This is a genomic window from Kosakonia sp. CFBP8986 (assembly GCF_034044935.1).
GTDB lineage: Bacteria > Pseudomonadota > Gammaproteobacteria > Enterobacterales > Enterobacteriaceae > Kosakonia > Kosakonia cowanii.
In genome coordinates this window covers 159518-182260 of the sequence record NZ_JAXCXB010000005.1, presented here as the reverse complement: position 1 = coordinate 182260, position 22743 = coordinate 159518, and the positions used below count along the sequence as shown (strand labels likewise).

18 protein-coding genes and 2 pseudogenes are annotated in these 22743 nt (G+C 58.0%); 5 read left to right on the top strand and 15 right to left on the bottom strand.

Annotated features, from left to right (window positions below; genetic code table 11):
* Nucleotides 1-9: 9 nt before the first annotated feature.
* From SOM48_RS13130 to bla, 8 genes and pseudogenes are all read right to left on the bottom strand, one after another.
* Nucleotides 10-561 (bottom strand): RNA polymerase sigma factor, encoded by a 552-nt coding sequence (locus SOM48_RS13130; protein ID WP_288881174.1) that lies wholly within the window; start codon nt 559-561, stop codon nt 10-12.
* Complete coding sequence (locus tag SOM48_RS13125) at nt 551-982, bottom strand: hypothetical protein (protein ID WP_054803600.1); 432 nt, start codon at nt 980-982, stop codon at nt 551-553. The genes SOM48_RS13130 and SOM48_RS13125 overlap by 11 nt, the downstream gene beginning before the upstream one ends.
* A 141-nt stretch (nt 983-1123) precedes the next feature.
* Nucleotides 1124-3199, bottom strand: coding sequence for a glycogen debranching protein GlgX (glgX, locus tag SOM48_RS13120; RefSeq protein ID WP_054803601.1), 2076 nt, complete (start codon nt 3197-3199; stop codon nt 1124-1126).
* Nucleotides 3200-3262: 63 nt separating this feature from the next.
* Nucleotides 3263-5773: a malto-oligosyltrehalose synthase gene (treY, locus tag SOM48_RS13115; RefSeq protein ID WP_320512094.1), complete on the bottom strand. Its 2511-nt coding sequence runs from the start codon at nt 5771-5773 to the stop codon at nt 3263-3265.
* Entirely contained in the window at nt 5770-7557 is a 1788-nt protein-coding gene (treZ, locus tag SOM48_RS13110) for a malto-oligosyltrehalose trehalohydrolase (RefSeq protein ID WP_320512093.1), read from the bottom strand. Before treZ ends, treY begins: the two co-directional genes overlap by 4 nt.
* 117 nt (nt 7558-7674) lie before the next feature.
* Nucleotides 7675-7871: pseudogene (locus tag SOM48_RS13105) on the bottom strand (formate dehydrogenase cytochrome b556 subunit); the annotation flags it as partial.
* Nucleotides 7872-7926: 55 nt separating this feature from the next.
* Nucleotides 7927-8130: pseudogene (locus SOM48_RS13100) on the bottom strand (hypothetical protein); the annotation flags it as partial.
* 47 nt (nt 8131-8177) lie between these two features.
* On the bottom strand, nt 8178-9047 hold the full coding sequence (gene bla, locus SOM48_RS13095; protein ID WP_320512091.1) for a class A beta-lactamase: 870 nt from the start codon (nt 9045-9047) through the stop codon (nt 8178-8180).
* 105 nt (nt 9048-9152) lie between these two features.
* On the opposite strand from bla, the gene SOM48_RS13090 reads away from it, so the two are divergent.
* Entirely contained in the window at nt 9153-9899 is a 747-nt protein-coding gene (locus SOM48_RS13090; RefSeq protein WP_320512089.1) for a metallophosphoesterase, read from the top strand.
* A gap of 40 nt (nt 9900-9939) precedes the next feature.
* Here the strand turns inward: SOM48_RS13090 and yncE are convergent, their stop codons facing one another.
* Nucleotides 9940-11001, bottom strand: coding sequence for a 7-bladed beta-propeller protein YncE (yncE, locus tag SOM48_RS13085; protein ID WP_320512088.1), 1062 nt, complete (start codon nt 10999-11001; stop codon nt 9940-9942).
* Between the two features lie 265 nt (nt 11002-11266).
* Between yncE and pqqU the strand changes: the two genes are divergently transcribed.
* Nucleotides 11267-13381: a TonB-dependent receptor PqqU gene (gene pqqU, locus SOM48_RS13080; protein ID WP_312198946.1), complete on the top strand. Its 2115-nt coding sequence runs from the start codon at nt 11267-11269 to the stop codon at nt 13379-13381.
* 64 nt (nt 13382-13445) lie between these two features.
* Here the strand turns inward: pqqU and SOM48_RS13075 are convergent, their stop codons facing one another.
* From SOM48_RS13075 to SOM48_RS13060, 4 genes are all read right to left on the bottom strand, one after another.
* Complete coding sequence (locus SOM48_RS13075; RefSeq protein ID WP_320512087.1) at nt 13446-15371, bottom strand: methyl-accepting chemotaxis protein; 1926 nt, start codon at nt 15369-15371, stop codon at nt 13446-13448.
* Between the two features lie 191 nt (nt 15372-15562).
* Nucleotides 15563-16219 (bottom strand): GntR family transcriptional regulator, encoded by a 657-nt coding sequence (locus SOM48_RS13070; protein WP_054803605.1) that lies wholly within the window; start codon nt 16217-16219, stop codon nt 15563-15565.
* A gap of 254 nt (nt 16220-16473) precedes the next feature.
* Nucleotides 16474-17511, bottom strand: coding sequence for an NADP-dependent oxidoreductase (locus SOM48_RS13065; RefSeq protein WP_320512086.1), 1038 nt, complete (start codon nt 17509-17511; stop codon nt 16474-16476).
* A gap of 67 nt (nt 17512-17578) precedes the next feature.
* Nucleotides 17579-18154 (bottom strand): helix-turn-helix domain-containing protein, encoded by a 576-nt coding sequence (locus SOM48_RS13060; RefSeq protein ID WP_023478637.1) that lies wholly within the window; start codon nt 18152-18154, stop codon nt 17579-17581.
* A gap of 37 nt (nt 18155-18191) precedes the next feature.
* Here SOM48_RS13060 and SOM48_RS13055 point away from each other — a divergent pair, with 37 nt between their 5' ends.
* Entirely contained in the window at nt 18192-18710 is a 519-nt protein-coding gene (locus SOM48_RS13055; RefSeq protein ID WP_320512085.1) for a GNAT family N-acetyltransferase, read from the top strand.
* Nucleotides 18707-19156 (top strand): DMT family transporter, encoded by a 450-nt coding sequence (locus SOM48_RS13050; protein WP_139964739.1) that lies wholly within the window; start codon nt 18707-18709, stop codon nt 19154-19156. The genes SOM48_RS13055 and SOM48_RS13050 overlap by 4 nt, the downstream gene beginning before the upstream one ends.
* Before the next feature lie 45 nt (nt 19157-19201).
* On the opposite strand, the gene SOM48_RS13045 is transcribed toward SOM48_RS13050, so the two are convergent.
* Nucleotides 19202-19435 (bottom strand): YdcY family protein, encoded by a 234-nt coding sequence (locus tag SOM48_RS13045; protein ID WP_023478778.1) that lies wholly within the window; start codon nt 19433-19435, stop codon nt 19202-19204.
* Between the two features lie 9 nt (nt 19436-19444).
* The gene (locus tag SOM48_RS13040) at nt 19445-21043 is read right to left on the bottom strand and encodes an ABC transporter substrate-binding protein (protein ID WP_320512084.1); all 1599 of its coding nucleotides are present in this window, start codon (nt 21041-21043) and stop codon (nt 19445-19447) included.
* A 280-nt stretch (nt 21044-21323) separates the two neighbouring features.
* On the opposite strand from SOM48_RS13040, the gene SOM48_RS13035 reads away from it, so the two are divergent.
* Entirely contained in the window at nt 21324-22742 is a 1419-nt protein-coding gene (locus SOM48_RS13035) for an SrfA family protein (protein WP_320512082.1), read from the top strand.
* Nucleotide 22743 lies beyond the last annotated feature (1 nt).

The following is a 22743-nucleotide window of genomic DNA, read 5'->3' as shown; positions in this document are numbered from 1 at the left end:
GGCCGTCAGTTACTCCCCGGTCAGCGCGTCATAGAGCGTCTGCATCCGCGCGCGCAGATAGAGCACCGCTTTATGCTTGCGCGACAGCAGAGTCTGCACGCTGACGCCCAGCTCCTGCGCCAGGGCTTTGCAAGTGTAACCCTGTAACTCGGTTTTTTCGAACACCTCGCGCTGCGCCTCCGGCAGTTCCGCCAGCGCCTGACCCAACTCCTCCCACAAAAGCCCCTTCAGATACTCCTCTTCCGGCGTCTGCGCGATGCCAAACAGCGTTTCGGCTACCTCATCTTCAACGAAGTCTGACTCCTCATCACCCTCAGCAAACAGGCCCGATAATGGCACTTCGCGCTTTTTACGCGCCCGGTCGGTCATCTCATTGCGCGCGGCGCGAAACAGCCAGGCGGCGACATTCTCTACCGGCTGCTCGACCTTCATTAACTGCCAGCTGATCTCCTGCAGGATATCTTCGCTCTCCTCTTTCACCGGCGAGCGGCTGCGGATAAAGGCTTTCAGCTTTGAGCGGCAGGCGTTCAGCGCCGTGATAAGTGCAGACTCAGTCGTCATGACGCGGGTCATCGCGCTCACCCGCGTTCGGACGCTGCTGCTCCGGCTCACCGCGACGTTCGTGCCAGCCGCAGTGGCCGTGGCGACGAAAACCTTCGCGGCGCTTCTCGACAAACTCTTCACGCTGCTCCGGCGTCATCGCCATCCAGCGCTCGTGCATACGACGGTGGGCGCGCCCCATGCCGAACATGCCGGGGCGAAAACCGAGACCGCCAAAGAGAATGCGCGACAGCACCAGGATCCCGAGCGCCTGCCAGAAGCCGATGCTTTTCACGCCGAGGATCGCTGGCAGCAGTGCGTTCCACAGCGACATCACCACCAGACCGAGTACCACAAACAGCGCGGCGCCAATGATCAGCGGCTTTGCGCCGCGATGGCGACCAAAACCGTGCTGTGGTTCATTCATATGAAAATCTCTCATTGTTTTTCTTCCTCATCAGATTAGCGAATAAATGCCTGTGATGAAGTAGACGAATGAGCGCAGGAAATATTGCTAAAAAAGTGAAATAAAAAAACAGGCGCAACGAGTGCGCCTGAAAAAGTGCGGAGTAACAGGAAGTTATTACGGGCGGCGGAACAGCGCGATGCTGCGGCCTTCCAGCTCGAAATCCTTCTCTTTGGTGATAACGATCCCGCGTTTCACCGTATCGGAGGTGGTCAGCTCCAGTACCCAGCCGCCTTCGCCAAACTGCGGAATGCGGAACGGCACGTTGCCTTCAAACGGGTTGAACAGCATCAGCACGTCGTGCCAGATGCCCTCTTCCTCTTGCAGATCGGCGCGGCCAATATAGACGCCCAGCGTGGTTCCCTCTTCCCACTGCTCCGGCAGCTGCTCGCCGCCGCCGGCGTTGTACCACTTGATCTCCATCCCGTCGCGCCAGTTTTCCCGGCGCAGCAGCGGCTGCGCGGCGCGCAGTTCAATCACCTGGCGGGTAAACTCGCGCAGCGCTTCGTTCGCGCCGTTTAAGGTGTCCCAGTGAATCCAGGAGATCTCGCTGTCCTGGCAGTAACCGTTGTTATTCCCGGACTGGCTGCGGCCAAATTCGTCGCCCGCCAGCAGCATCGGTGTGCCGTGGGAGAAGAGCAGCGTGGCGAGGAAGTTGCGTTTCTGGCGCTCGCGCACGGCATTGATGCCTTCATCGTCGGTCGGGCCTTCCACGCCGTAGTTATAGGAGCGGTTGTCGTTGTGACCGTCGTTGTTATCTTCGCCGTTCGCCTCGTTATGTTTTTCGTTGTACGACACCAGGTCGTTAAGCGTAAAACCGTCGTGGGCGGTGATGAAGTTGACGCTCGCCCACGGGCGACGCCCGCGCAGATCGTAGAGATCGCCGGAGCCGAGCAGACGGGCGGCGAAATCGGTCGAGACGTTATCGCCCTTCCAGTATTCGCGCAGCGTATCGCGGTATTTATCGTTCCACTCTGCCCAGCCCGGCGGGAAGCCGCCAACCTGGTAGCCACCAGGGCCGATATCCCACGGCTCACCAATCAGTTTCAGCTTCGACAGCACCGGATCCTGGGTGATGGCGTCGAAGAAGCCGCCGCGCTGGTCAAACCCTTCCGGCTCGCGGCCAAGAATGGTGCCGAGGTCGAAGCGGAAACCGTCGATATGCATCGATTCCGACCAGTAGCGCAGGGAGTCCGTCACCATTTGCAGCACGCGCGGATGGGAGGTGTTCACCGTGTTGCCGGTACCGGTATCGTTGATGTAGTAACGATGCTGATCCGGCAGCGTGCGATAGTAAGAGAAGTTGTCGATGCCCTTAAAGGAGAGCGTCGGGCCGAGTTCGTTGCCTTCAGCGGTGTGGTTATAGACCACGTCGAGGATCACCTCGATACCGGCATCGTGGAAGGCGCGCACCATGTCGCGGAAACCCTGGATGCCGCGCGGGCCATAGTAACGCGAGGCAGGCGCAAAGAAACCGAGGGTGTTATAGCCCCAGAAGTTGTGCAGCCCTTTATCGAGCAGGTGCTGATCGTCCGGGAACCAGTGCACCGGCAGCAGCTCCACGGAGGTGATGCCGAGGCTCTTGATATAGTCGACCGTCGCCTTGTGCCCCATCCCTTCAAAGGTGCCGCGCAGATCCTGCGGGATGCCCTGATTAAGCTGGGTGAAACCCTTAACGTGGGTTTCGTAAATGATGGCGCTCGGCCAGGCGATATTCGGCCGGTTTTGATCCTGCCACTCAAACTCGTTGGGATCGATAACCCGGCACTTCGGCGTAAACGGCGCGCTGTCGCGCTCGTCAAAGGTTAAATCTTTATCTTCGTGGAGCAGATCGTAGGCGAAGTGCGCTTCGTTCCACTCAATATCGCCAACCAGCTCACGCGCATACGGGTCAACCAACAGTTTGTTGGGGTTGAAGCGATGGCCGTTTTCCGGGTCGTACGGGCCATGCACACGGTAGCCATAGAGGGCACCGGGTTTCAGGCCTGGCACATAGCCGTGCCAGATTTCATGGGTATATTCCGGCAGTTCCAGGCGGGCAATCTCCTGTTTGCCGCTCGGATCGTACAAGCAGAGTTCCACGCGATGAGCGTGAGCTGAAAAGAGCGCAAAGTTCACGCCCTCACCGTCGTAATTCGCACCGAGTTGCTGGCCGTGCCCCGCCGTGATGTGATATGGCTTACCGTTAGACATGATCCCTCTTTCTCTTATTTAGAGCGTCACCTGACTTAACCCAACCAGACGCATAAAGTCGTTTTATGCGCTGACCAGTACTGCAAACGTAAAACCGCCAATCGACCGCAAATTGACGCGATCGTTGAGCAACACATCCTCTCCGCTAAGCATATCCCGGTAATGGCGATGCGCCAGCCGCTCCGGTAACGGGATCACCGCTCCGTTCAGGCTGCCATCCAGCGCGCCAAACAGCAGGCGCGGTGCCAGCACAATCAGCGCGTCGTCCTCGTCAACTCGCGCGAAGGCGATGACATTATCCGCCTGCTCGCCGTCGGCGTTCAGCGGCAGATAGTCGCCGTGGCGGAACAGCGCCGGTTTCTCCTGACGCAGGTGCAGCAGGCGCGCGATAAAGGATTGCTTCAGTTGACCGCTCGACCACCCCTCCTGCAAACGCGGGTCGGCATGCTCCTGGGCATCAAGCAGGCGCTCCAGTTCCGGGTAGTCCGGCTCAAGGCGGTTGTCGGGGTCAACGAGGCTGAAATTGAGCGCTTCGCTGCCCTGGTAGATATCCGGTACGCCCGGCGCGGCCAGCTTGATCAGCGTCTGGGTCAGGCTATTCACCAGCCCGGCGCGGATAAATGGCAGTAAAGATGTGGTGAAATCCTGTAAAAATGGCTGATTATCCGGCGAAAGCAGGTGGCGAACGTAGTCCAGCACCGCGCTTTCATAGGCATCGTTGCTGTCGACCCAGTCGGTACGCTGCTTCGCTTCGCGCAGCGCCTTCTCGACAAACTCAACAAAACGCCCCTCCAGCGCTTTCAGCCCTTCGGCATCGTCCGGCTGCAACGTCACCGGCCAGACGCCTGCCAGCGCCTGGTAGATCATCCACGCCACCGCCGGACGCGGCGCGGGGCCATCCTCCAGCATGCTCACTTTATCTTTATTCATTTCACGCCAGCGGGTAACGCACTCGGCCCAGCGTGCGGGCGCTTCCGTCAGGGTATAGAGCCTGGCGCGGGCATCTTCGCCGCGCTTGGTGTCGTGGGTTGAGGTGCCGGAGAGCGCATCTGGCTGTTTCTCAAGCCGTGTCTGCATCTCCTGGTGGAAACGGGCAAGAGAAAAGTTACGGCGTAACGGCTCGGCCCCCACTTCGTTAAGGGCGAGATCCATGTTCTGGCGGAAGAAGAGCGTGTCTTCCACCGATTTGGCCATCAGCGGCCCGGTCAGTTGCTGGAAGCGGGTGCGGAAACGGGCAGCCTCTTCACGCGCGCTGTCAGGCAGATCGCCGGTCAGAATGCGGGTGATAAAGTCGAGAGCGGTTGGCTGCGGAGCAAAGCTGCTGGCCTTCACCTTGGAGACCACTTTTTGCAGCAGCGCCAGATCGGCAGGCGGCAGACCCTGCGCTGTGCCGTAGGTGCGATAGACCGGGAAAGCGATCAGCAGCTCGCGCAAGGCCTGGCGCAGCGCCTCTTCAGCGGGTGCAGAAGCTTCATGCCCGGCGATGTCACCGGCGAGTCGCAGCAGCACGCTGAACTCACCGGCGAAGTTACGATCAACCATCAATAGCTTCGCCGAGCGCAGCTCCGCTTTCATGTCGACCGGTTTGCCGACCACCTGATCGTAAGCCTCGCGCAGGCCGTCGAGATTCTCATCATCAACCAGCACATCGGAGAGCGCAGCGATAAACTCATACCCGGTGGTGCCGGAAACCGGCCAGTCGTCGGGCAGATGCTCACCTTTACCGAGGATCTTCTCAACGGTGATATGGCAGTCATCGCCCGCTTTCTGCCGCAGGCGCATCAGGTAACCGCGCGGGTCGGCAAGGCCGTCGACGTGATCGACGCGCAGGCCATCCACCGCGCCGCTGTGCACCAGTTCGAGGATCAGTTTATGGGTGTCATCAAACACCTGATCATCTTCCACCCGCATGCCGACGAGACCGGTGATTTCAAAGAAGCGGCGATAGGAGAGATCGCTTGCTGCATCGCGCCAACTCATCAGCCGCCAGGGCTGCTGCTCGTGCAATTCGGCAATTTTCGCCGCATCGGTCAGGCCAAGAATTTCCTGCTCGCGCCCCTGCCAGCTCGCTTCCACCAGCGGGTAAACGCTTTCGTAATAGACAAATGCCGGTTTACCGGTTTGCGGGTCGGCTTCCACTTTCAGCTCGCCCTTCTCCACCACGGCCTCAAAATCCTCGCCGAGGAACGGCAGCGTCAGGCGGCGCGACCAGTCGATATCAAAATGGCGCGCCCATGGGCTCTTTTCGCCTTTAGCGATCACATCGCGCCACCAGGCGTTCTCCAGCGAGGCGGCCATATGGTTTGGCACGATATCAATGATCAGCCCCAGCCCGGCGGCTTTCAGCGCCTGCGCCAGCTTGTCGAACCCTTCCCGACCGCCAAGAGTCGGATCGATCTCGTTAGCGTCGGTGACGTCATACCCGTGCGTGGAGCCGGAGGTAGCAGTAAAAATCGGTGAAGCATAAAGGTGGCTGATGCCCAGCTTTTTGATATAGGGCACCAGCGCTACGGCGCGCTCAAAGGTCATGCCGTTACGAAACTGCAGGCGGTAGGTTGCGGTTGGCGTGCTCACTCGGCTTCTCCCTGCGATAAACGAACAATAATGGCATTCTGCGCCAGTTCGGCACCCGCCTCAGGCCAGGCAAAAAGCGTTTCGCCCGGCAGTTCCGGTAACGGCTGGCTGGCCGTACCGATATTCAGCGCCATGGAGAGCGTGCCCTGCGGCAGCGCCCAGCGCACGGCGATAAAACCGGGCGCGGTGGCAATAATCTTTCCCTGCTGGCGGGTTGCGCCGCGTAGCAGCGGCACAATGTGCTGCTGGCGCAGTGCGAGCAGTTCACGGCTGAACGCCAGCCAGCGCTGCCCTTCCACGCTGTGAGGACGCGTCCAGTCGAGCTGCGAGCGGGTAAAGGTTTCCGGATCGTTCGGATCGGGCACATCTTCCCCTTCATGCCCGGCGTGGCCTTCAAATTCGCGCGTGCGCCCTTCGCGCACCGCTTTTGCCAGGTCGCCGTGGAAATCGGTAAAGAAGAGGAACGGGTTGGTTTCGCCATACTCTTCGCCCATAAACAGCAGCGGAATATGCGGTGACAGCAGCAGGGTCGCCAGCATCACGCGGGTGCGATCGGCTCCGGCTAATGAGATCAGGCGATCGCCCTGCGCGCGGTTGCCTACCTGGTCATGGTTCTGGATAAAGTCGACAAACGCCACCGGCGGCTGCTGGGTGCTGTCGACGCCGCGCGGTTCGCCCGCGTGCTGCGACACTTCGCCCTGGTAGGCAAAGCCTTCAGCCAGCACGCGCGCTACCCATTTTTCCGGGCTGTCGGCAAAATCTTCGTAATAGGCGTGCGTCTCGCCAGTGGCGAAGACGTGTACCGCGTTGTGGAAATCATCGTTCCACTCGCCGGTAAAGAGCGTGGCGGTGCCGGATTCATCGCGCGGATGCAGCGAGACGATATTGCGGCTGTCTTCGGTGGTGAGATGGATGGGGCGGTCGGTGATCTCCTGGCGAATGCGTTTGGCGATCTCGACCAGGATATGCGGCTCGTTGGTGTCCTCAATCTGGTCGATAGCGTCGAAACGCAGGCCGTCGAGGTTGTACTCATGCAGCCAGTAGAGCGGCGCTTCGCTAATATAGGCGCGCGCGGCGTCGACATCATAAGCAATGCCCGCGCCCCACGGCGTCTGGCGTTCTTTGTGGAAGAAATCGGGCGACAGCAGCGGCAGGTAGTTGCCCTCCGGCCCAAAGTGGTTAAGCACGATATCGAGCACCACCGACAGGCCGTAGCCGTGGGCAGCGTCAACAAAAGCTTTGAAATCATCCGGCGTGCCGTACGCAGAGTGCGGCGCATAGAGCAGCACGCCATCATAGCCCCAGCCGCGGGTGCCGCCAAATTGCGAGACCGGCATCACCTCAACCATGGTGACGCCAAGCTCAGCGAGATAGGGTAATTTTTCGATCGCCGCCTGAAAGGTACCCTGCGGCGTAAAGGTGCCGATATGTAATTCGTAAACCACCGCCTCTTCCCACGGGCGGCCCTGCCAGTCAGCGTGTTGCCACTGATAGCTTTCAGGATCGACAACCAGCGACGGGCCGTTAACCTCTGCCAGCTGGCCGCGCGAGGCGGGATCGGGGATCGCCATACCGTCGGCGAGGACAAATTGATACTGCGCGCCTGCATTCACGCTCGAGACGGTGGTTTCAAACCATCCCTCTTCGCTGCGCGTCATCGGCTTCTCTTGCCCGTCAAGACGTAGCGTTACGCTCTGCTGACCGGTGGCCCATAAACGGAAGCGAACCGCGCCGTCGGCCAGTCGCTCTGCACCCCATGTTTTTGAAAACGTTTTGGTCGCCATGCAATTACCTCTCCACGATGCCACGATGAACAATCATAGACGATAATTGGCAACCCGATGGGCGCAGGTCGGCGGTGTACGTCGCCCGGTACAGCGCTGTATACCGGGCGATGGCGGTTATTGTCTCTGCTTGTCCTCCTGCGCTTCGACCTCACGGTACCAGCGCGGATGGTGCTTTTTAGCCCAGCGGCGGCTGATTCCCCCTCAATCATCCCGGTGATCGAGCCTTTCACCCAGAAGGCCATGTAGATATGCACGAGGATGGCGAGCAGCAGAATAATCGCTGCGGTAGCGTGAAGCAGCAGGCACCAGCGCGACGGGGAAAAGAGCGCGATGCCCGAGAGCGCCACGAGAAAAGGCGAGCATCATTGTCCAGTGGCGGAACAGCTCGGTAATCGAGTAAGTGGTGGCGACATAGGGAAATGTTTCCGCGTTGCCCATGTTGTTTCGGTCACTGGCAAAGATCCTTGCCAGCGGGCTGGAAACCACTTGCGGGCGCAGCGGGTTGGTGCCAATCGGCAATTTGATGGGTTCGTTTTGTTCCGGGAACGGGCCGTCGTTCATCTTGTCGAGGCAGAGATAAGATTTAACTTAAGCCGGTTTTATCTCTGCCCGTCTATTTAGCGCGTTGCCTCAAATATGCTTTTACCGATGCGCGCAATGGCATCGTTGCTTTGTGCCAGCGTCGCTTCTGTTTGCGTAATATAGACAGAGACAATTATTGGCTGCCCTTTTTTCGGCCACACGACGCTGATGATTGAGCGCGAACCGTGGGCACTGGCGCCGGTCTTATCACCGATTTTCCAGCCCGACGGCAGCGACGCGCGCAGCAGCGCATCGGCAACCTTGTCATCCTTCATCCACTGCACCAGCTGCGCACGGCTTTCGGGTTTGAGCGCGTCGCCGAGCGTTAGTTTCTCCAGCGTGCGGCTGACGGCGAGCGGCGTGGTGGTGTCCTGCAAATCGCCGGGCACGGCGCTGTTCAGCTCCGGCTCTTTCCGATCCAGTCGCGTGACGTTGTCACCTAAACCGGCAAAGAAGGCGGTGACCTTCTGCGGGCCGCCCAGTTTCTGCGCTGCCAGATTAGCGGCGGTATTATCGCTGTAGCTAATCGCCGCGCTGCACACCTGCTGCCAGCTCATGCTTTTTGGCGCGACAAATTTGCTGGTTACCGGCGAATAGTCCACCAGTGTCTCTTTGCTGAACTGCGTGGTGTCGCTGAGGGCGAACTCGCCCCGGTCGACCTTGCTGAGCAGCGCGCCGCAGAGCAGCGCTTTATGGGTGCTGTTCAGCGGAAAACGTTCATCACCGCGGTAGCTGACGCTCTTTCCCGATGCGGTATCGATCACCGCGATACCGATGCGCGCGTGCAGCTTCTCCTCCTGCAAACGGGCAATGGCGGTGAGGGTTGCCGCATCGATGGTGGCGGCGTTGGCGGCAGAGGCGCCGAGCAGCAGCAGCGCGAGAAATGATTTAGCAGGCAGATGCATAGGGATAGTCCTTGTTAAGCGGTGAATATTATATCTGCCGGATTATGCCTGATGGCGCAGCGCTGCCATACTGCTGAGTGAAAACTCATTTCATCCGGGGACACGATGCGCATTGCTCAACTTAGCGATATTCACGCCGCAGCTGATAACGACAACCTCGCCCGGCTGCGTGCCGCTATTGCATGGCTGCACGCCTTCCCGCCCGATATCGTGGTGGTGAGTGGCGATCTGGCGGACGATGGCTGGGCTGAGGGGTATCGCGACATCGCCGCACAGCTCAGCCGTTTGCCCTGCCGCACCCTGCTGCTGGCGGGTAATGCCGATGATAAAGCGGTGATGTGCGCGACGATGCCGCAACTGGCGGGATATTCAGCCGATGAACCGCTGCATTTCAATGAAACGGTTGAGGGGGTTTCGCTGATTGGCGTCGATGTGACGGTTGCCGGAAAGAGCGGCGGCGATATTACGCCCCATCTGCCGTGGCTGGAGCAGGCTTTGCGCGAGCAGGCGCAACCGGCAGTGCTGTTTTTGCATCAGCACCTCTTCCCGAGCGGCATTGCGCCGCTGGATACGGCAATGTGCGAAGGTGGAGAGGCGCTGGCGGCGCTGATTAACCGCCTGCCGCACCCGCCGCTGGCGATCTGCTGCGGGCATGTGCACCGCGCGATGGCATCGACTTTCGCCGGTGTGGCCGCCTACTGCTGCGGCTCAATCTGCCCGGCAAATCCGCTGCTGCTGGATGAGAAAAACGTGCCGCCGATTACCGATCCCGTCTCCCTAATGCTTCACGACATCGGCCCGCAGAGCCGGGTCAGCCATTTTATTGGCGTAGAAACGGTTGAGGATCGATGAAAAAAAAAGCTCCCCGCAGGGAGCTTGTTGCCTGTGGCTGTTACAGCGCAATACGAATGATATCGTCCGGCTGCGTAGCCTCTTTTTCACGGCTCGATGCCTGTTTTACGCTGACGTAGAGCGTTTTGCCGTCCGGCGACAGCGCCAGGCTGTTCGGGTGCGTCGGCGTGTCGAAGCTCTTCACGACCTTGTAGCTCTTCGCGTCGATAACGCTCACTTTACCCGCCTCACGGTGCGTGACATAGACTTCGTTCCGCGCCGGATTAAACAGCACCGCCAGCGATTCCGGGGCGGCGACGCGTTGCAGTACCTTGCCGGAGCGGGTATCGACAACCAGCACTTCCGCCGCTTTCGAGTCGGTGATAAAGGCGCGGTGACCGGCGGTATCAAGACTCAGGTTAAGGTAGAAGTGCTCTTTCCTGTCATCCTGCAACTTCTTGCGGTCGATAATCTTGTTAGTCGCGGTATCAATGGTCAGCAGTTCGCCATCCCCGTTGGTGCTGTAAAGACGTTTCGCGGCGGCATCAAGCGCCAGCCCGGTGTTGTATGTGCCGGTATTCGCAATTGTGCTTTTCAGCGTCATCGCTGCGCCGTCAACCACCCAGATGGCGCTCTCTTTACCCACGCCGGTAACGTAAAGCGTATTGGTGGTGTCATCTACCACCAGTTCTCGTGGGCTAAGCGGACGCACGGTGTCGGAACGTTTACGCCCATCAAGCACTACGCGGCCTTTGATATCACCGGTTTTTGCATCGACGGCGGTGACTGAACCATTCAGGGTATTGCCGAACCAGAGCGTCTGCGTCTGCTGGTTGATTGCCGCGCCAAAGGGTTTCACATCGCTGTGAATGGCCTGGGTGATATCCAGGTTGGCCGGGTCGAGGCGGTAGATCACGCCGCCTTTATCGGTTTTGCGGCTTTGCGAGGTGGCAACCCATAAGGCGTTCTCCTGTTGGCTGACGGCCATCTCATACGCGCCCTTACCGACCGCTTTGCGCAGCATCTCTTCGGCTGCGTGGGCGCTGAATGAGCCTGCCAGCAGCAATGAACCGAGGAACAGCGCGCGGTGCAGGCGTGACGGAGAAAAATGAGCTAAAGACATAACGACTCCCTTTGTTGAAATTATGATTACGTATTCACAAGCATCCAGTGCACGAAACTGCGGTTTCGCTTATTGTTGTAGGTGAGAATAGTAATCATTTATGTTCGTAAAGTGGAGTCTTAATCGTTGATTACGGCAAATTTCCTGCCGCCATATAGACTCATTCTTAACCTAACGTGCGTTCAACATTTTCAAATAATTTACATATCCATTAACATGTTGCCGCATTTTTCTTTTTTTGCTCCTCTTTCAACTCGGTTCCGTCATGAAAATCATTTCAGTTACAAAGGTCACGCTGCCCGTTTTGCTGCTGCCTGTTGCGCTCTCTACCTCCGCCTGGGCGGCCTCTGGTGAACAAACCATGATCGTCAGCGCTGCGCCGCAGGCGGTCTCGGAGCTTGATAGCCCCGCGGCAGTCAGCGTGGTTCAGGGCGATGATATTCGCCAGGCCGCGCCGCGCGTGAATCTCTCTGAATCAATGGGCAGCGTGCCGGGGTTGCAGGTGCAGAACCGACAGAACTACGCCCAGGATCTGCAACTCTCCATTCGCGGGTTTGGCTCGCGTTCCACCTATGGCGTGCGCGGCATTCGCCTCTATGTCGATGGTATTCCCGCCACCATGCCGGATGGCCAGGGGCAGACCTCGAATATCGATCTCAACAGCGTCGAGCATATTGATGTGCTGCGCGGCCCCTTCTCTGCCCTCTACGGTAATGCCTCCGGCGGCGTGATGAACGTGACGACGCAGACCGGGCGCGAACCGGCCACCGTGGAAGCGAGCAGCTATTACGGCAGCTTTGGCAGCTGGCGCTATGGTATGAAAGCCACCGGCGCAATGGGCGATGGCACCCACGCGGGAGATGTGGATTACACCGCCTCGACCACCCGTTTTGTTACCCACGGCTATCGCGACCGCAGCGGTGCGCGTAAAAATCTGGCTAACGCCAAGCTGGGCGTACGCATCGATGACGCCAGCAAGCTGAACCTCATCTTTAACAGTGTTGATATTAAAGCGGACGATGCGGGCGGGCTGAGCCGAGAAGAGTGGCGGGCCAATCCGCGCCAGTCGCCGCGCGCCGATGCGTTTCACACGCGCAAAACCATCAAGCAGACCCAGGCGGGCCTGCGCTATGAGCGTCAACTGACCGAGCGTGACGATCTGAGCGTGATGATGTATGCCGGTGAGCGTGAAACCACGCAGTATCAGTCGATTCCCCGCGCGCCGCAGCTCAAACCGACCCATGCTGGCGGGGTGATCAACCTGAGCCGCCACTACCAGGGCATTGATACGCGCTGGACGCACAAAGGCGAACTGGGTGTGCCGATGACCTTCACCGCCGGGCTGAACTACGAAAACATGAGTGAAGAGCGTAAAGGCTATGAAAACTTCATCATGAATGGCACCACGCCGGAGTATGGGCAGAAAGGCAACCTGCGCCGTAACGAGCGCAACCTGATGTGGAACGTCGATCCCTATCTGCAAACCGCCTGGCAGCTTACCGAGAAACTGTCGCTGGATGCGGGCGTGCGCTATAGCTCGGTCTGGTTTGACTCCAACGACCACTATGTGACCGCGCAGAATGGCGATGACAGCGGTGATGCGAGTTACCACAAGTGGCTTCCGGCCGCCTCGCTGAAATATGCTGTCACCCCGGCGTGGAATATCTACACCGCCGCCGGACGCGGTTTCGAAACGCCGACCATCAACGAACTCTCTTACCGCTCCGGCGATCAGAGCGGGCTGAACTTCGCGCTGAAACCAGCCACCAACGACACGCTGGAGATCGGCAGCAAAACCCGCATCGGTAACGGTCTGCTGACCGCGGCGCTGTTCCGCACCGATACGGATAATGAAATTGTTGCCGACAGCAGCAGCGGCGGACGCACCAGCTATAAAAACGCCGGGAAAACGCGTCGCCAGGGTGTCGAACTCTCTGTCGATCAGCAGTTCGCCGGCAACTGGCGCGCAAAAGCGGCATGGACCTGGCTGGACGCAACCTACCGCAGCGAAGTGTGTGGTGACGCCACCTGCGAAGGCAACCGCATTCCGGGCATCGCGCGCAATATGGGCTTTGCTTCACTCGGCTGGATGCCGGAGGAAGGCTGGTATGCCGGCGCGGACGTGCGTTATATGAGCAATATCATGGCCAATGATGAGAACAGCGCCAAAGCGCCCTCTTACACCGTCGCCGGGCTGAATACCGGGTATAAGTTCAACTACGGCAACTGGATGATGGATCTCTTTGGCCGCGTCGATAACCTCTTCGACCGTAACTATGTCGGGTCGGTGATCGTCAACGAATCCAATAACCGATACTACGAACCGGCTCCGGGCCGTAACTACGGCGTTGGCTTATCGGTGGCTTACCAGTTTAATTAAGCCACACCGCAGGCAACAAAAAGCCCGGCCATCATGCGCCGGGCTTTTTTATCTCTTCAGGCCATTAAAAGGTGGTCCAGCCCTCTTCGGCGAGCGCCGCTTCACGCGGTTTCGGCGGCACCAGCGTGCTTTTACCGCCCTGAACCTTCGCCGGTTTTACCTCATCACTGGCGAGACGGAAGGCGGCAACCAGCGCTTCCAGCAGGCGCGCCTGCTCCTCCAGCGAACCCGCGGCGGAGGAGGATTCGCTTACCAGCGAGGCGTTCTGCTGGGTGGTGCTGTCAAGCTCGCCGACCGCGCGGGCAATCTGCTCAATGCCGCGGCTCTGCTCTTCGGAAGCGGAGGAGATCTCGCCCATAATATCGTTGACGCGCGTGACGGACTGCACCACCTGATCCATCGTCTCGCCCGCTTTAACCACCAGTTTGCTGCCGATATTAATGCGCGAAACCGATTCGTTGATCAGTTGTTCAATATCTTTTGCCGCCTGCGAACTGCGCTGCGACAGGCTGCGGACTTCACCGGCAACCACCGCAAAGCCGCGCCCCTGCTCTCCCGCCCTTGCCGCTTCCACCGCCGCGTTCAGCGCCAGAATATTGGTCTGAAAGGCAATGCTATTAATCACCGCGGTAATGTCAGCAATTTTGTTAGAACTGGTATTGATATCGCCCATGGTATCCACCACCTGGCGCATCACCGTGCCGCCTTCGCTGGCGGTCTTCGACGCCTGCGCAGCCAGGCTGCTGGCGTTGCGCGCGTTATCGGCGTTGTTTTTCACCGTCGCGGTTAACTGCTCCATGCTGGCGGCGGTTTGCACTACCGCGGCGGCCTGCTGTTCGGTGCGGGAGGAGAGATCTGTGTTGCCATCGGCAATCTCGGTTGCCGCGCGGGAAAGCTGCGTAACGCTGTTGCGTACTTCATGGATCATATCGCGCAGCCGGTCATTCATCCGCCCCATCGCGCCGGTTAACTGCCCCAGTTCGTCGCGGCTTTGCGCGCGGATGCGCGCGCTCAGATCGCCGCTGGCAATGCGTTCCGCCAGCGCCAGGTTGCGGTGCACTGGCCGGGTGATCTGACGAATCACCCACCAGGAGACCAGCATGCCGAGCAGAATGGCAATCGCGCCGGTAATGGCGGCAATTGTACTGGAGGTGTAGGCCAGCTCTTCGTTATGCGCTTTCACCAGCGCGATAATGTCGCGCAGTGAGGCGCTGCTGGCGTCGCCGCCCACTTTGACTTTATCTTCCGCCACTTTCAGCGCCTGCCAGGCGGTAAAGTAGTTCAGCGCCTGGGTGCGATAGCTAACGGTGTTCTCCCAGATGGCCTGTAACGGGGCTTGAAGTTCGCCCGGCAACTGGCTGTTCAGCGCCTGCACGTGGCTTGCGGTAGCGGCGAACTGCTGCTCAAGGCGATCGCGCGTGGCTGCATCAGGGCTATAACGTACGACCAGCGCTGCATCGCGCACGCCGCTGATGGCAAAGAGCTGCTCATAGATTTGTGCCATCACCGCCGGGTCGGCCACCGGGGTACGTACCAGCGTGGTATAGCGAGCGGAAAGATCTTCCGTGCTCAGTTTATCGAGGCTTTCACGCAGGGCGCGCAGATCGCCGGTCGCTTTTTGCATCTCGCCAATGCTGGCCTGAAAGGTCGCTAAATTGCGGGCGACATCATCAATGATTTTACGTTCGTTGCTTGACCAGCTGAGCGCGTCGGCGCTGGCGGTCAGTTCGGAGGCGTGACGAACATAGTTCGCCATCACCTGGCCTGATTTATCATCGCCATAAAAATATTTAAGGCGGTTAATTTTTGCCTGGAATACTTCAATATTGATGTTGTACATCAAATTTGTTTTTACATAGACGTCGCGAATTTCTTTAAAACGCAGCACGCTGAGAATGGTGGCAAAAGCGACCAGAAAAAGAACCACACCAAATCCGACCGACAGCTTTCGACTAATTTTTATATTGCTTACCCGTTGGCTAATTGACATTTTTTCCCCTTGTCTAACGTCCATAGTGAGTGCCCGACTGCGCACGCGACAAGTTATCGGCAGGAAAATAAGCAGATTCAGGTTGCGGGGAGGTTATAGATTAAAAGTGTGATATTGATGCGCCCCATTCGCAAATTATTACCGGGGTGCATCAATATTTTTCATGAATTATCGAGTCAGTGAATTATCACTTAGCGTTCAAACTGTCTGTGCACGATAGTTGAGCCTTCGTCAATTGCTCGCCAGACGGCGCGCTCACTGGCAAAAGCATCACCCTCTTCTAATGCACAGAGCAGGTCATGATAATGCTGCACGCGCATCAGATGTTCAGATGATGGATATAAGTAGTTATAGCAAGGGCCAATTCGCACCCATAGCTGCTCAATTAAAGCGGTGAGCGTCGGCATGCCGGCGTGGGCATAGACGCTAAAACGAAACGCGCGATTGGCCTGTAACGCCTGCTCGGTGTTGCCGCTTTTCATCGCTTCATCAACATTAATCGCCAGCGTGCGCAGCTCACGCAGCTTATCGCTGGTCATGTTCTGGCTGGCGGCTCGCGCGGCCATGCCTTCGAGGTTTTTACGAATCTGATTGATTTCGTTATAGCGTTCCGCACTGACCTCCGGCACGAGAAAAGCCTGCGCCGGTGTGGCGTGCAGCGCGCCTGCGGAAACCAATCGCAGTAACGCTTCACGAACCGGTGTAATGCTCGTACCCAGCTGATCGGCGATTTCCTTCGTGATAAGCCGGGCGCCGGGTCTCAGGGCTCCGACAATAAGCGCACTCTTTAAACTTGCCTCGACCTGCATGGTGAGACTCGTTCGCTGCGCTTTCTCCAAATCAAGCATGTTTGCATCCTGTATAAATTCTTTATTTTCTCAGCCTGGTAGCGTGTCCATATGGTTATGCCTAAAGATATATTTTATAAGTGCATGCCTGGTATTGGATGATTGCGTAAAGTTAGAACAAAAAGTTATTTATTATGCACGACCACCAGGAACTGCCTCCACAAGGTCAACAATTCCTTATGCATGTATAATTAAAGCTGTTTTTCACAGAAATGCCCAATTTAAAATGGCGGTTTTTACCGCCATTTTTTTATTTAGTTTTCTGAGGCTACTTTTACTACAACTTTGCCGAAGTTTTTCCCTTCCAGTAAGCCGATAAACGCCTCTGGCGCCTGCTCAAGACCCTCCGTTACCTGCTCGCGGTAATGAATGCGATCCTGTTTCAGCCAGCTTGCCATCTCCTGCTGGAATTCATGCAGCCGGTGACCATAATCCTGCATGATAATAAACCCCTGCAATCGAATACGCTTCTTCAGAATCGTCGCCATTAATAATGGAACGCGATCCGGGCCTTCCGGAAGGTCGGTGGCGTTATAACCGCTCACCAGACCACAGAGCGGAATGCGCGCTGAGGTATTTAATAACGGCAGGACGGCATCGAATACTTTGCCGCCGACGTTCTCATAGTAAATATCGATGCCCTGCGGGCAGGCCTTCGCCAGACGCTCGCTAAAATCGTCGGCATGGTGATCGATACACTCATCAAAACCGAGCACCTCCACGGCATGACGACACTTCTCGCTGCCGCCCGCAACACCTACCACGTGACAGCCTTTGATTTTGCCAATCTGACCAACCGTTGCGCCAACCGGCCCGGTTGCTGCGGCGACGACCAGTGTTTCGCCCTCTTTCGGCTGGCCGATATCCAGCAAGCCCATATAGGCGGTAAAGCCCGGCATGCCAAGAATCCCCAACGCCCAGGAGGGGTGCGGAATGTTGCTATCGAGTTTCACCAGATCATCGCCGCTGGCGATGTCGTAATCCTGCCAGCCGCTGCCGGCGAGAACCCAGTCGCCCTCGGCGAAGTCAGGGTGCTGCGATTTAACGACGCGGCTGACGGTACCGCCGCACATCACTTCACCGATTTTTACCGGCGGCGAGTAGGATGGCGCGTCGCTCATGCGTCCGCGCATATAGGGGTCGAGGGAGAGATAGATCGTGCGCAACAGCACCTGGCCTTCGCCCGGTGAGGCGACCTCATCCTCCTCCAGCCGGAAATTCTCTGTGGTTGGCGCGCCATGCGGACGCGAAGCCAGTACCCAGCGGCGGTTGCGGTGTGAATGTTGGTTCATTTTGCTCTCCTGTGCAGTGTGGACTGACTAATGATAGTAGACGGTTAACGCCGCCCGCGCGTTGGCATTACGTGGCGGCATGATTGAGGCGCACCACCAGATAGCGGCACGGCGCAAGGGTTTCGTTGATAAAACGGCAGTCGTTCGGCGGGCCCAATTCCAGACAATCCCCAGGCTGCATCTCATGCCGCGTTTCGCCTTCGAGAAACACCAGGCTGCCTTCCTGTAACCAGATAAGCTGGCGCGCCAGCGCATAAGAGGAGGCAGGCATCGGGATATCGCTGCCGGGCGGCAACTCAATCTGCACCAGATCGATTGGCAGGTCGCTGCGCGGCGAAACATGGCGGCGCAGATAGTGGGTTTGCGGATCGCGCCACACCGGCTGGCTGGCGAAGCGCAGCAGTTTGCCCTCTTGCATCTCGGCGCGGGCAATCAACGTCGACATGCTGATGGCAAAGGCGCCGCAGATGCGCGCCAGCAGCGTTGCCGTTGGGCTGCTCTCTGCCCGCTCGATTTTGTGGATCATCGCCCGCGACACGCCCGCGCGTTCGGCGAGTTCCGTCAGCGACCAGCCGCGCGACTCGCGCTCAAGGCGAATTCGCGCACTGATCCGTTGATTTATATTGTCTGAGATAGTATTCATAACGTCATACTATAGTGTACAGATCAGGGGTTCAACCATGTCGATTCGTTATGCCGTGAAAGAGGATTGCGCGGCGATTGCCGCTATTTATAACCACGCCGTGATTAACACGGCGGCGATCTGGAATGATCAAACGGTGGATGCCGAAAACCGCATTGCGTGGTTTGAGGCGCGCGCCCTGCTCGGCTATCCGGTGATTGTGAGCGAAGAGAATGGCGTTGTCACGGGCTACGCCTCTTTCGGCGACTGGCGCGCGTTCGACGGCTTTCGCCACACGGTTGAACACTCGGTCTATGTCCATCCGGAACAGCAGGGCAAAGGCCTTGGCCTGGCGCTGATGGTGCGGCTGATTGAGGAAGCGAAGCGCATCGGCAAACATGTGATGGTCGCCGGTATCGAAGCGCAAAATCAGGGGTCGATTCATCTGCACCAGAAGCTCGGCTTTACCATTACCGGGCAGATGCCACAGGTCGGCACCAAGTTTGGCCGCTGGCTGGATCTCACCTTTATGCAGCTTCAGCTCGATAACCGTACCGATCCGGACGCGCCGGCATGAACCAGTCCCTGACCCTCGCTTTTCTGGTTGCCGCCGGTATCGGGCTGGTTATCCAGAATACGCTGATGGTGCGCATTACCCAGGCCTCCTCTACCATTCTGATCGCCATGCTGCTCAACTCGCTGGTCGGCATTGTGCTGTTTGTCTCTATTCTTTTGATCAAACAGGGCGTCGGCGGCTTTCAGGAGCTGGTTGGCAGCGTCAAATGGTGGACGCTGATCCCCGGCCTGCTCGGCTCCTTTTTTGTTTTCGCCAGCATCAGCGGCTATCAAAATGTCGGTGCGGCAACCACTATCGCCGTGCTGATCGCCAGCCAGCTTATTGGCGGACTGGTGATGGATGTGGTGAAGAGCGAAGGCGTGGCGCTGCGGGCGCTGATTGGCCCGGTATGCGGCGCGGTGTTACTGGTGATCGGGGCCTGGCTGGTCGCCCGGCGACAGTTTTGAGGAATAAAAAAAACGGGCCATTTGGCCCGTTTTGTCAGTGCACTATCAGAGAATCTCGCCACCTTTGGTGAGCTGCTCGCGTCGCGCTTCCGCATCCTCTTTATGCTGGCGTCCATGATGGGCGATGGCGTTACGCAGGCGCTGCTGCTGCTCGTAACGCGCTTCGCGGCTCAGTTCGCCATCATCGCTCAGGATAACCAGCAGTTCGTTCATGCCGATAATTGCCCCGTCGGCAATGGCGGCGTCGACGCGGGCGGTAACCTCATCAAGATGTGACATACCCTCTCCTTAATTCAGCTTCGCTTTGGAAAAATCACTGCCCATCAGGCTGACGCTGTAGCCGGTGACGTTGCTGCGCGTCGCGTAGAAGGTTTTGCCGTTTGCCAGCGGGATCCACGGTGCCTGCTTATAGAAAATATCCTGCGCCTGGCCGTAGAGTTTCGCACGCTCGGCCGGATCGCTCACCAGCTTCGCTTTTTTCACCAGCTCGTCGTAAGGCTTCTCACACCAGCGCGCGGCGTTGGCGCCGGTCTTCACGCTGTCGCAGCCGAGCAGCGTATCGGCGAAGTTATCCGGATCGCCGTTATCGGACATCCAGCCAAACAGCGCGGTGTCGTGCTCGCCTTTGCGCATGCCGGAAAGGTACTCGCCCCACTCGTAGGAGACAATCTTCGCTTTCACGCCCACTTTCGCCCAGTCGCTCTGGATCATCTCGGCGATACGGCGCGAGTTCGGGTTATAGGGGCGCTGCACCGGCATTGACCAGAGCGTCGCTTCAAAGCCTTTCTCCAGCCCCGCCTGTTTCAGCAGCGCTTTCGCTTTCTCCGGATCGTAGCTGTACTCCGGCAGATCTTTGTTGTAGCCGAGCATATTTGGCGGCAGCGGCGATTTCGCCACGCTGGCGGAGCCCAGGAACACCGCATTCACAATCGCTTTTTTATCGGTGGCGTAGTTCAGAGCCTGGCGCACCAGCACGTTATCAAACGGTTTTTTCTCGGTGTTAAACGCCAGATAGCCGACGTTCAGCGCTTCAACCGTATGCAGAGTTAACTCTTTATTCTTTTTGATCTGCTCAAACTGCACCGGTGCCGGGGCGGGAATAATCTGGCACTCATTGGTTTGCAGTTTCGCCAGACGCGTCTGCACATCCGGGGTGATGGAGAAGATCAGGTGCTTAGTCGGCACCGGGCCATCCCAGTAGTTCGGGTTAGCGATATAGCGGATCAGCGCATCGGTTTTGTACTGCTGCAACGCGTAGGGGCCGGTTCCGATTGGCCAGTTATCAACATTCTCCGGCGTGCCTTTTTTCAGCATCGCGTCGGCATACTCGGCCGAAAGAATCGAGGCAAAATCCATGCCCCAGTCGGCAAGGAAGGCGGCGTTCGGTTCATTGAGCACAAACTGAACGTGGTAATCATCGACCTTCTTCACCTCTTTAATCAGCTTATCCAGCCCGACATCGGTGAAGTATTCGTAGTTGCCTTTTGAGACGTTGTGGTACGGATGTTTGGCATCCATCTGCCGCATGACGGAGAAGATCACGTCATCGGCATTAAAGTCGCGCGTCGGTTTGAAATATTTGTTGCTGTTGAATTTAACGCCCTGGCGCAGCGTAAAGGTCCAGGTTTTGCCATCGTCGGAGACTTTCCACTCCGTCGCCAGCGACGGCACCGGGGTATTTTTCACCGGATCGAAGGTGACAAGGCGGTTATAGAGCACCTGCGAGCTGGCGACAAACGACGGGCCGGAGCTGGCAATCTGCGGGTTGAAAGACTCCGGGGAGGCTTCGGAGCAGTAGATCAGTGTGTCGTTGGAAGCCGCAAATGCGGCGCTTGCCGGTAAGAGTGTGCTCAACGCCAGCGCGAGCAGTGTTTTCCCTGTGGTCATGTGCAGGAGCCTTCTTTTTTTATATGGAGTTCTAATCTCAGCACAGGCCGGGCGAACTGGCAAATAACCAATCTCTATCAAGTTATGCTAAAGCGGTTGTTTTTGCTGAAATATCCACCATGCTTAATAAGAAAATTTACTGTAGGGCGTATTTTGACCGTCATAAGGTCTCGATGCGCTCAATGCGTCGAGAATTCAATGGTTTTGCGCTTTCCTCTGCCTTTTACTGGCGGCGGGAACGCGTATAGTAGACGCGTGAAGAAGTCTATGGGATGAAAACGTGGCAAAAACACTCTTGCGCAGCGGCGATCTGGATGATTTCCAGGCCGTTGGCGGCGGCGGTCAGGCCGTATTCGATTCGGCACTACAAATTCGGGAAGCGCTGCGTCTGCGTAAACAGCAGGCGTTAGTGGATTGCCTGGCAATACCGCAGGTTAATGATGAAGGCGATCGTGTCGACTGGTACTCGCCCATCGACGGTCAATCCCGCTCGTGGAAAGCGGCTGAGCCGGAGGCCCGCGCCCGCGCATTGCGCTTCCTCGAAAGCACGCTTGATAGCGCGGCCGCCCTGAGCCGTAAATGTATGCAGTCGCCAAAAACCGCACAGCAACTCTTCGGTTCGCTGCTGGAAAAAGCGCTGCAATTCCCCGGCGAAAATCATGTTTTCCTCGTTGATGGCAAACCGGTCATCACCTTCTGGGGCTTCGTTAACCTTAATGAAAGCGCGCGCGAAAATGTGCTTGAGTGTCTCTACGAGCCTGAGCCGGAAGTGCCGGAGATTGTGATCGAGCCGGAACCGGAGCCCGAGCCGCAACCTGAGCCAGAGCCGGAAAAAGAGGCGCAGAGTGAACCTGCAGCGGAAGCGAGCTTCAGCCAGGCCGATGCCCCGCTCTTAACTACCCCGCCGCCGGTTAAACCGCAGCCGATGAATGTCGCGCCGATCTATCAGGCGGTGCAGGATGCCGATCAGGAGCCTGCTCCGGCGAAAGAGCCCGTCGCCGCCGCGCCCGCACCGAAAACGAAAAAACGTCGCCGCACCGCGCTGTGGCTGCTGCCGTTAGCCGCCGCTGTTGCCGCCGCCGTTGCCGTGCCGGTTGTGCTCAAACAACAGCAGCAGAAAGTAGAAACCGCTTCCGCGCCGGTTGCTGAGCTGGCAAAACCGGTCGCCATTGCACCGAAGCCGATTGAGGCGGAACCGATCCCGGCCCTGTCAGCCAATCTGCCGCTGCACCAGGCCGCGGTATTACCGGCTGAAGAGAAAGCCCCGGCAGAGAAACCGGCGGAAAACGAGCCGGTGGTGATTATGCCAATCCCGAAAGGGGCAATGGTGATGGATGCCCAGCAGGTCAAAATGGGCTCGACTAAATTCCTCAACGGCACCTGGCGACTGGCGATGGATATTAAAGATCCGGTCACCGGCAAAGCGCCGAACGTGCGTTATCAGATTCAGAATAATAAAGGCAGCGCGCGCATTGTGATGGGCAAGAACGTCACCTGTCGCGCCGATCTCTTCTCCGGCCTGCATCAAACGGGCGAGTTATTGATCAAGAGCCGCGGTAATGCGCGTTGCAGCGACGGGACGCGCTACCCAATGCCGGATATTTCCTGTAAAGCAGGCACCAACGACGTGGCAGAGTGCGGCGCGCGTTTTGACGCAAAAACCACCGTTCCGGTGACGTTCAGAAACACAGGTGATTGAT

What these genes read in the sequence shown, in the direction of transcription:
- SOM48_RS13130 (WP_288881174.1), bottom strand. Translation starts at nt 561, where the DNA reads ATGACGACTGAGTCTGCACTTATCACGGCGCTGAACGCCTGCCGCTCA.
- SOM48_RS13125 (WP_054803600.1), bottom strand. Translation starts at nt 982, where the DNA reads ATGAGAGATTTTCATATGAATGAACCACAGCACGGTTTTGGTCGCCAT.
- glgX (WP_054803601.1), bottom strand. Translation starts at nt 3,199, where the DNA reads ATGTCTAACGGTAAGCCATATCACATCACGGCGGGGCACGGCCAGCAA.
- treZ (WP_320512093.1), bottom strand. Translation starts at nt 7,557, where the DNA reads ATGGCGACCAAAACGTTTTCAAAAACATGGGGTGCAGAGCGACTGGCC.
- bla (WP_320512091.1), bottom strand. Translation starts at nt 9,047, where the DNA reads ATGCATCTGCCTGCTAAATCATTTCTCGCGCTGCTGCTGCTCGGCGCC.
- SOM48_RS13090 (WP_320512089.1), top strand. Translation starts at nt 9,153, where the DNA reads ATGCGCATTGCTCAACTTAGCGATATTCACGCCGCAGCTGATAACGAC.
- yncE (WP_320512088.1), bottom strand. Translation starts at nt 11,001, where the DNA reads ATGTCTTTAGCTCATTTTTCTCCGTCACGCCTGCACCGCGCGCTGTTC.
- pqqU (WP_312198946.1), top strand. Translation starts at nt 11,267, where the DNA reads ATGAAAATCATTTCAGTTACAAAGGTCACGCTGCCCGTTTTGCTGCTG.
- SOM48_RS13075 (WP_320512087.1), bottom strand. Translation starts at nt 15,371, where the DNA reads ATGTCAATTAGCCAACGGGTAAGCAATATAAAAATTAGTCGAAAGCTG.
- SOM48_RS13070 (WP_054803605.1), bottom strand. Translation starts at nt 16,219, where the DNA reads ATGCTTGATTTGGAGAAAGCGCAGCGAACGAGTCTCACCATGCAGGTC.
- SOM48_RS13065 (WP_320512086.1), bottom strand. Translation starts at nt 17,511, where the DNA reads ATGAACCAACATTCACACCGCAACCGCCGCTGGGTACTGGCTTCGCGT.
- SOM48_RS13060 (WP_023478637.1), bottom strand. Translation starts at nt 18,154, where the DNA reads ATGAATACTATCTCAGACAATATAAATCAACGGATCAGTGCGCGAATT.
- SOM48_RS13055 (WP_320512085.1), top strand. Translation starts at nt 18,192, where the DNA reads ATGTCGATTCGTTATGCCGTGAAAGAGGATTGCGCGGCGATTGCCGCT.
- SOM48_RS13050 (WP_139964739.1), top strand. Translation starts at nt 18,707, where the DNA reads ATGAACCAGTCCCTGACCCTCGCTTTTCTGGTTGCCGCCGGTATCGGG.
- SOM48_RS13045 (WP_023478778.1), bottom strand. Translation starts at nt 19,435, where the DNA reads ATGTCACATCTTGATGAGGTTACCGCCCGCGTCGACGCCGCCATTGCC.
- SOM48_RS13040 (WP_320512084.1), bottom strand. Translation starts at nt 21,043, where the DNA reads ATGACCACAGGGAAAACACTGCTCGCGCTGGCGTTGAGCACACTCTTA.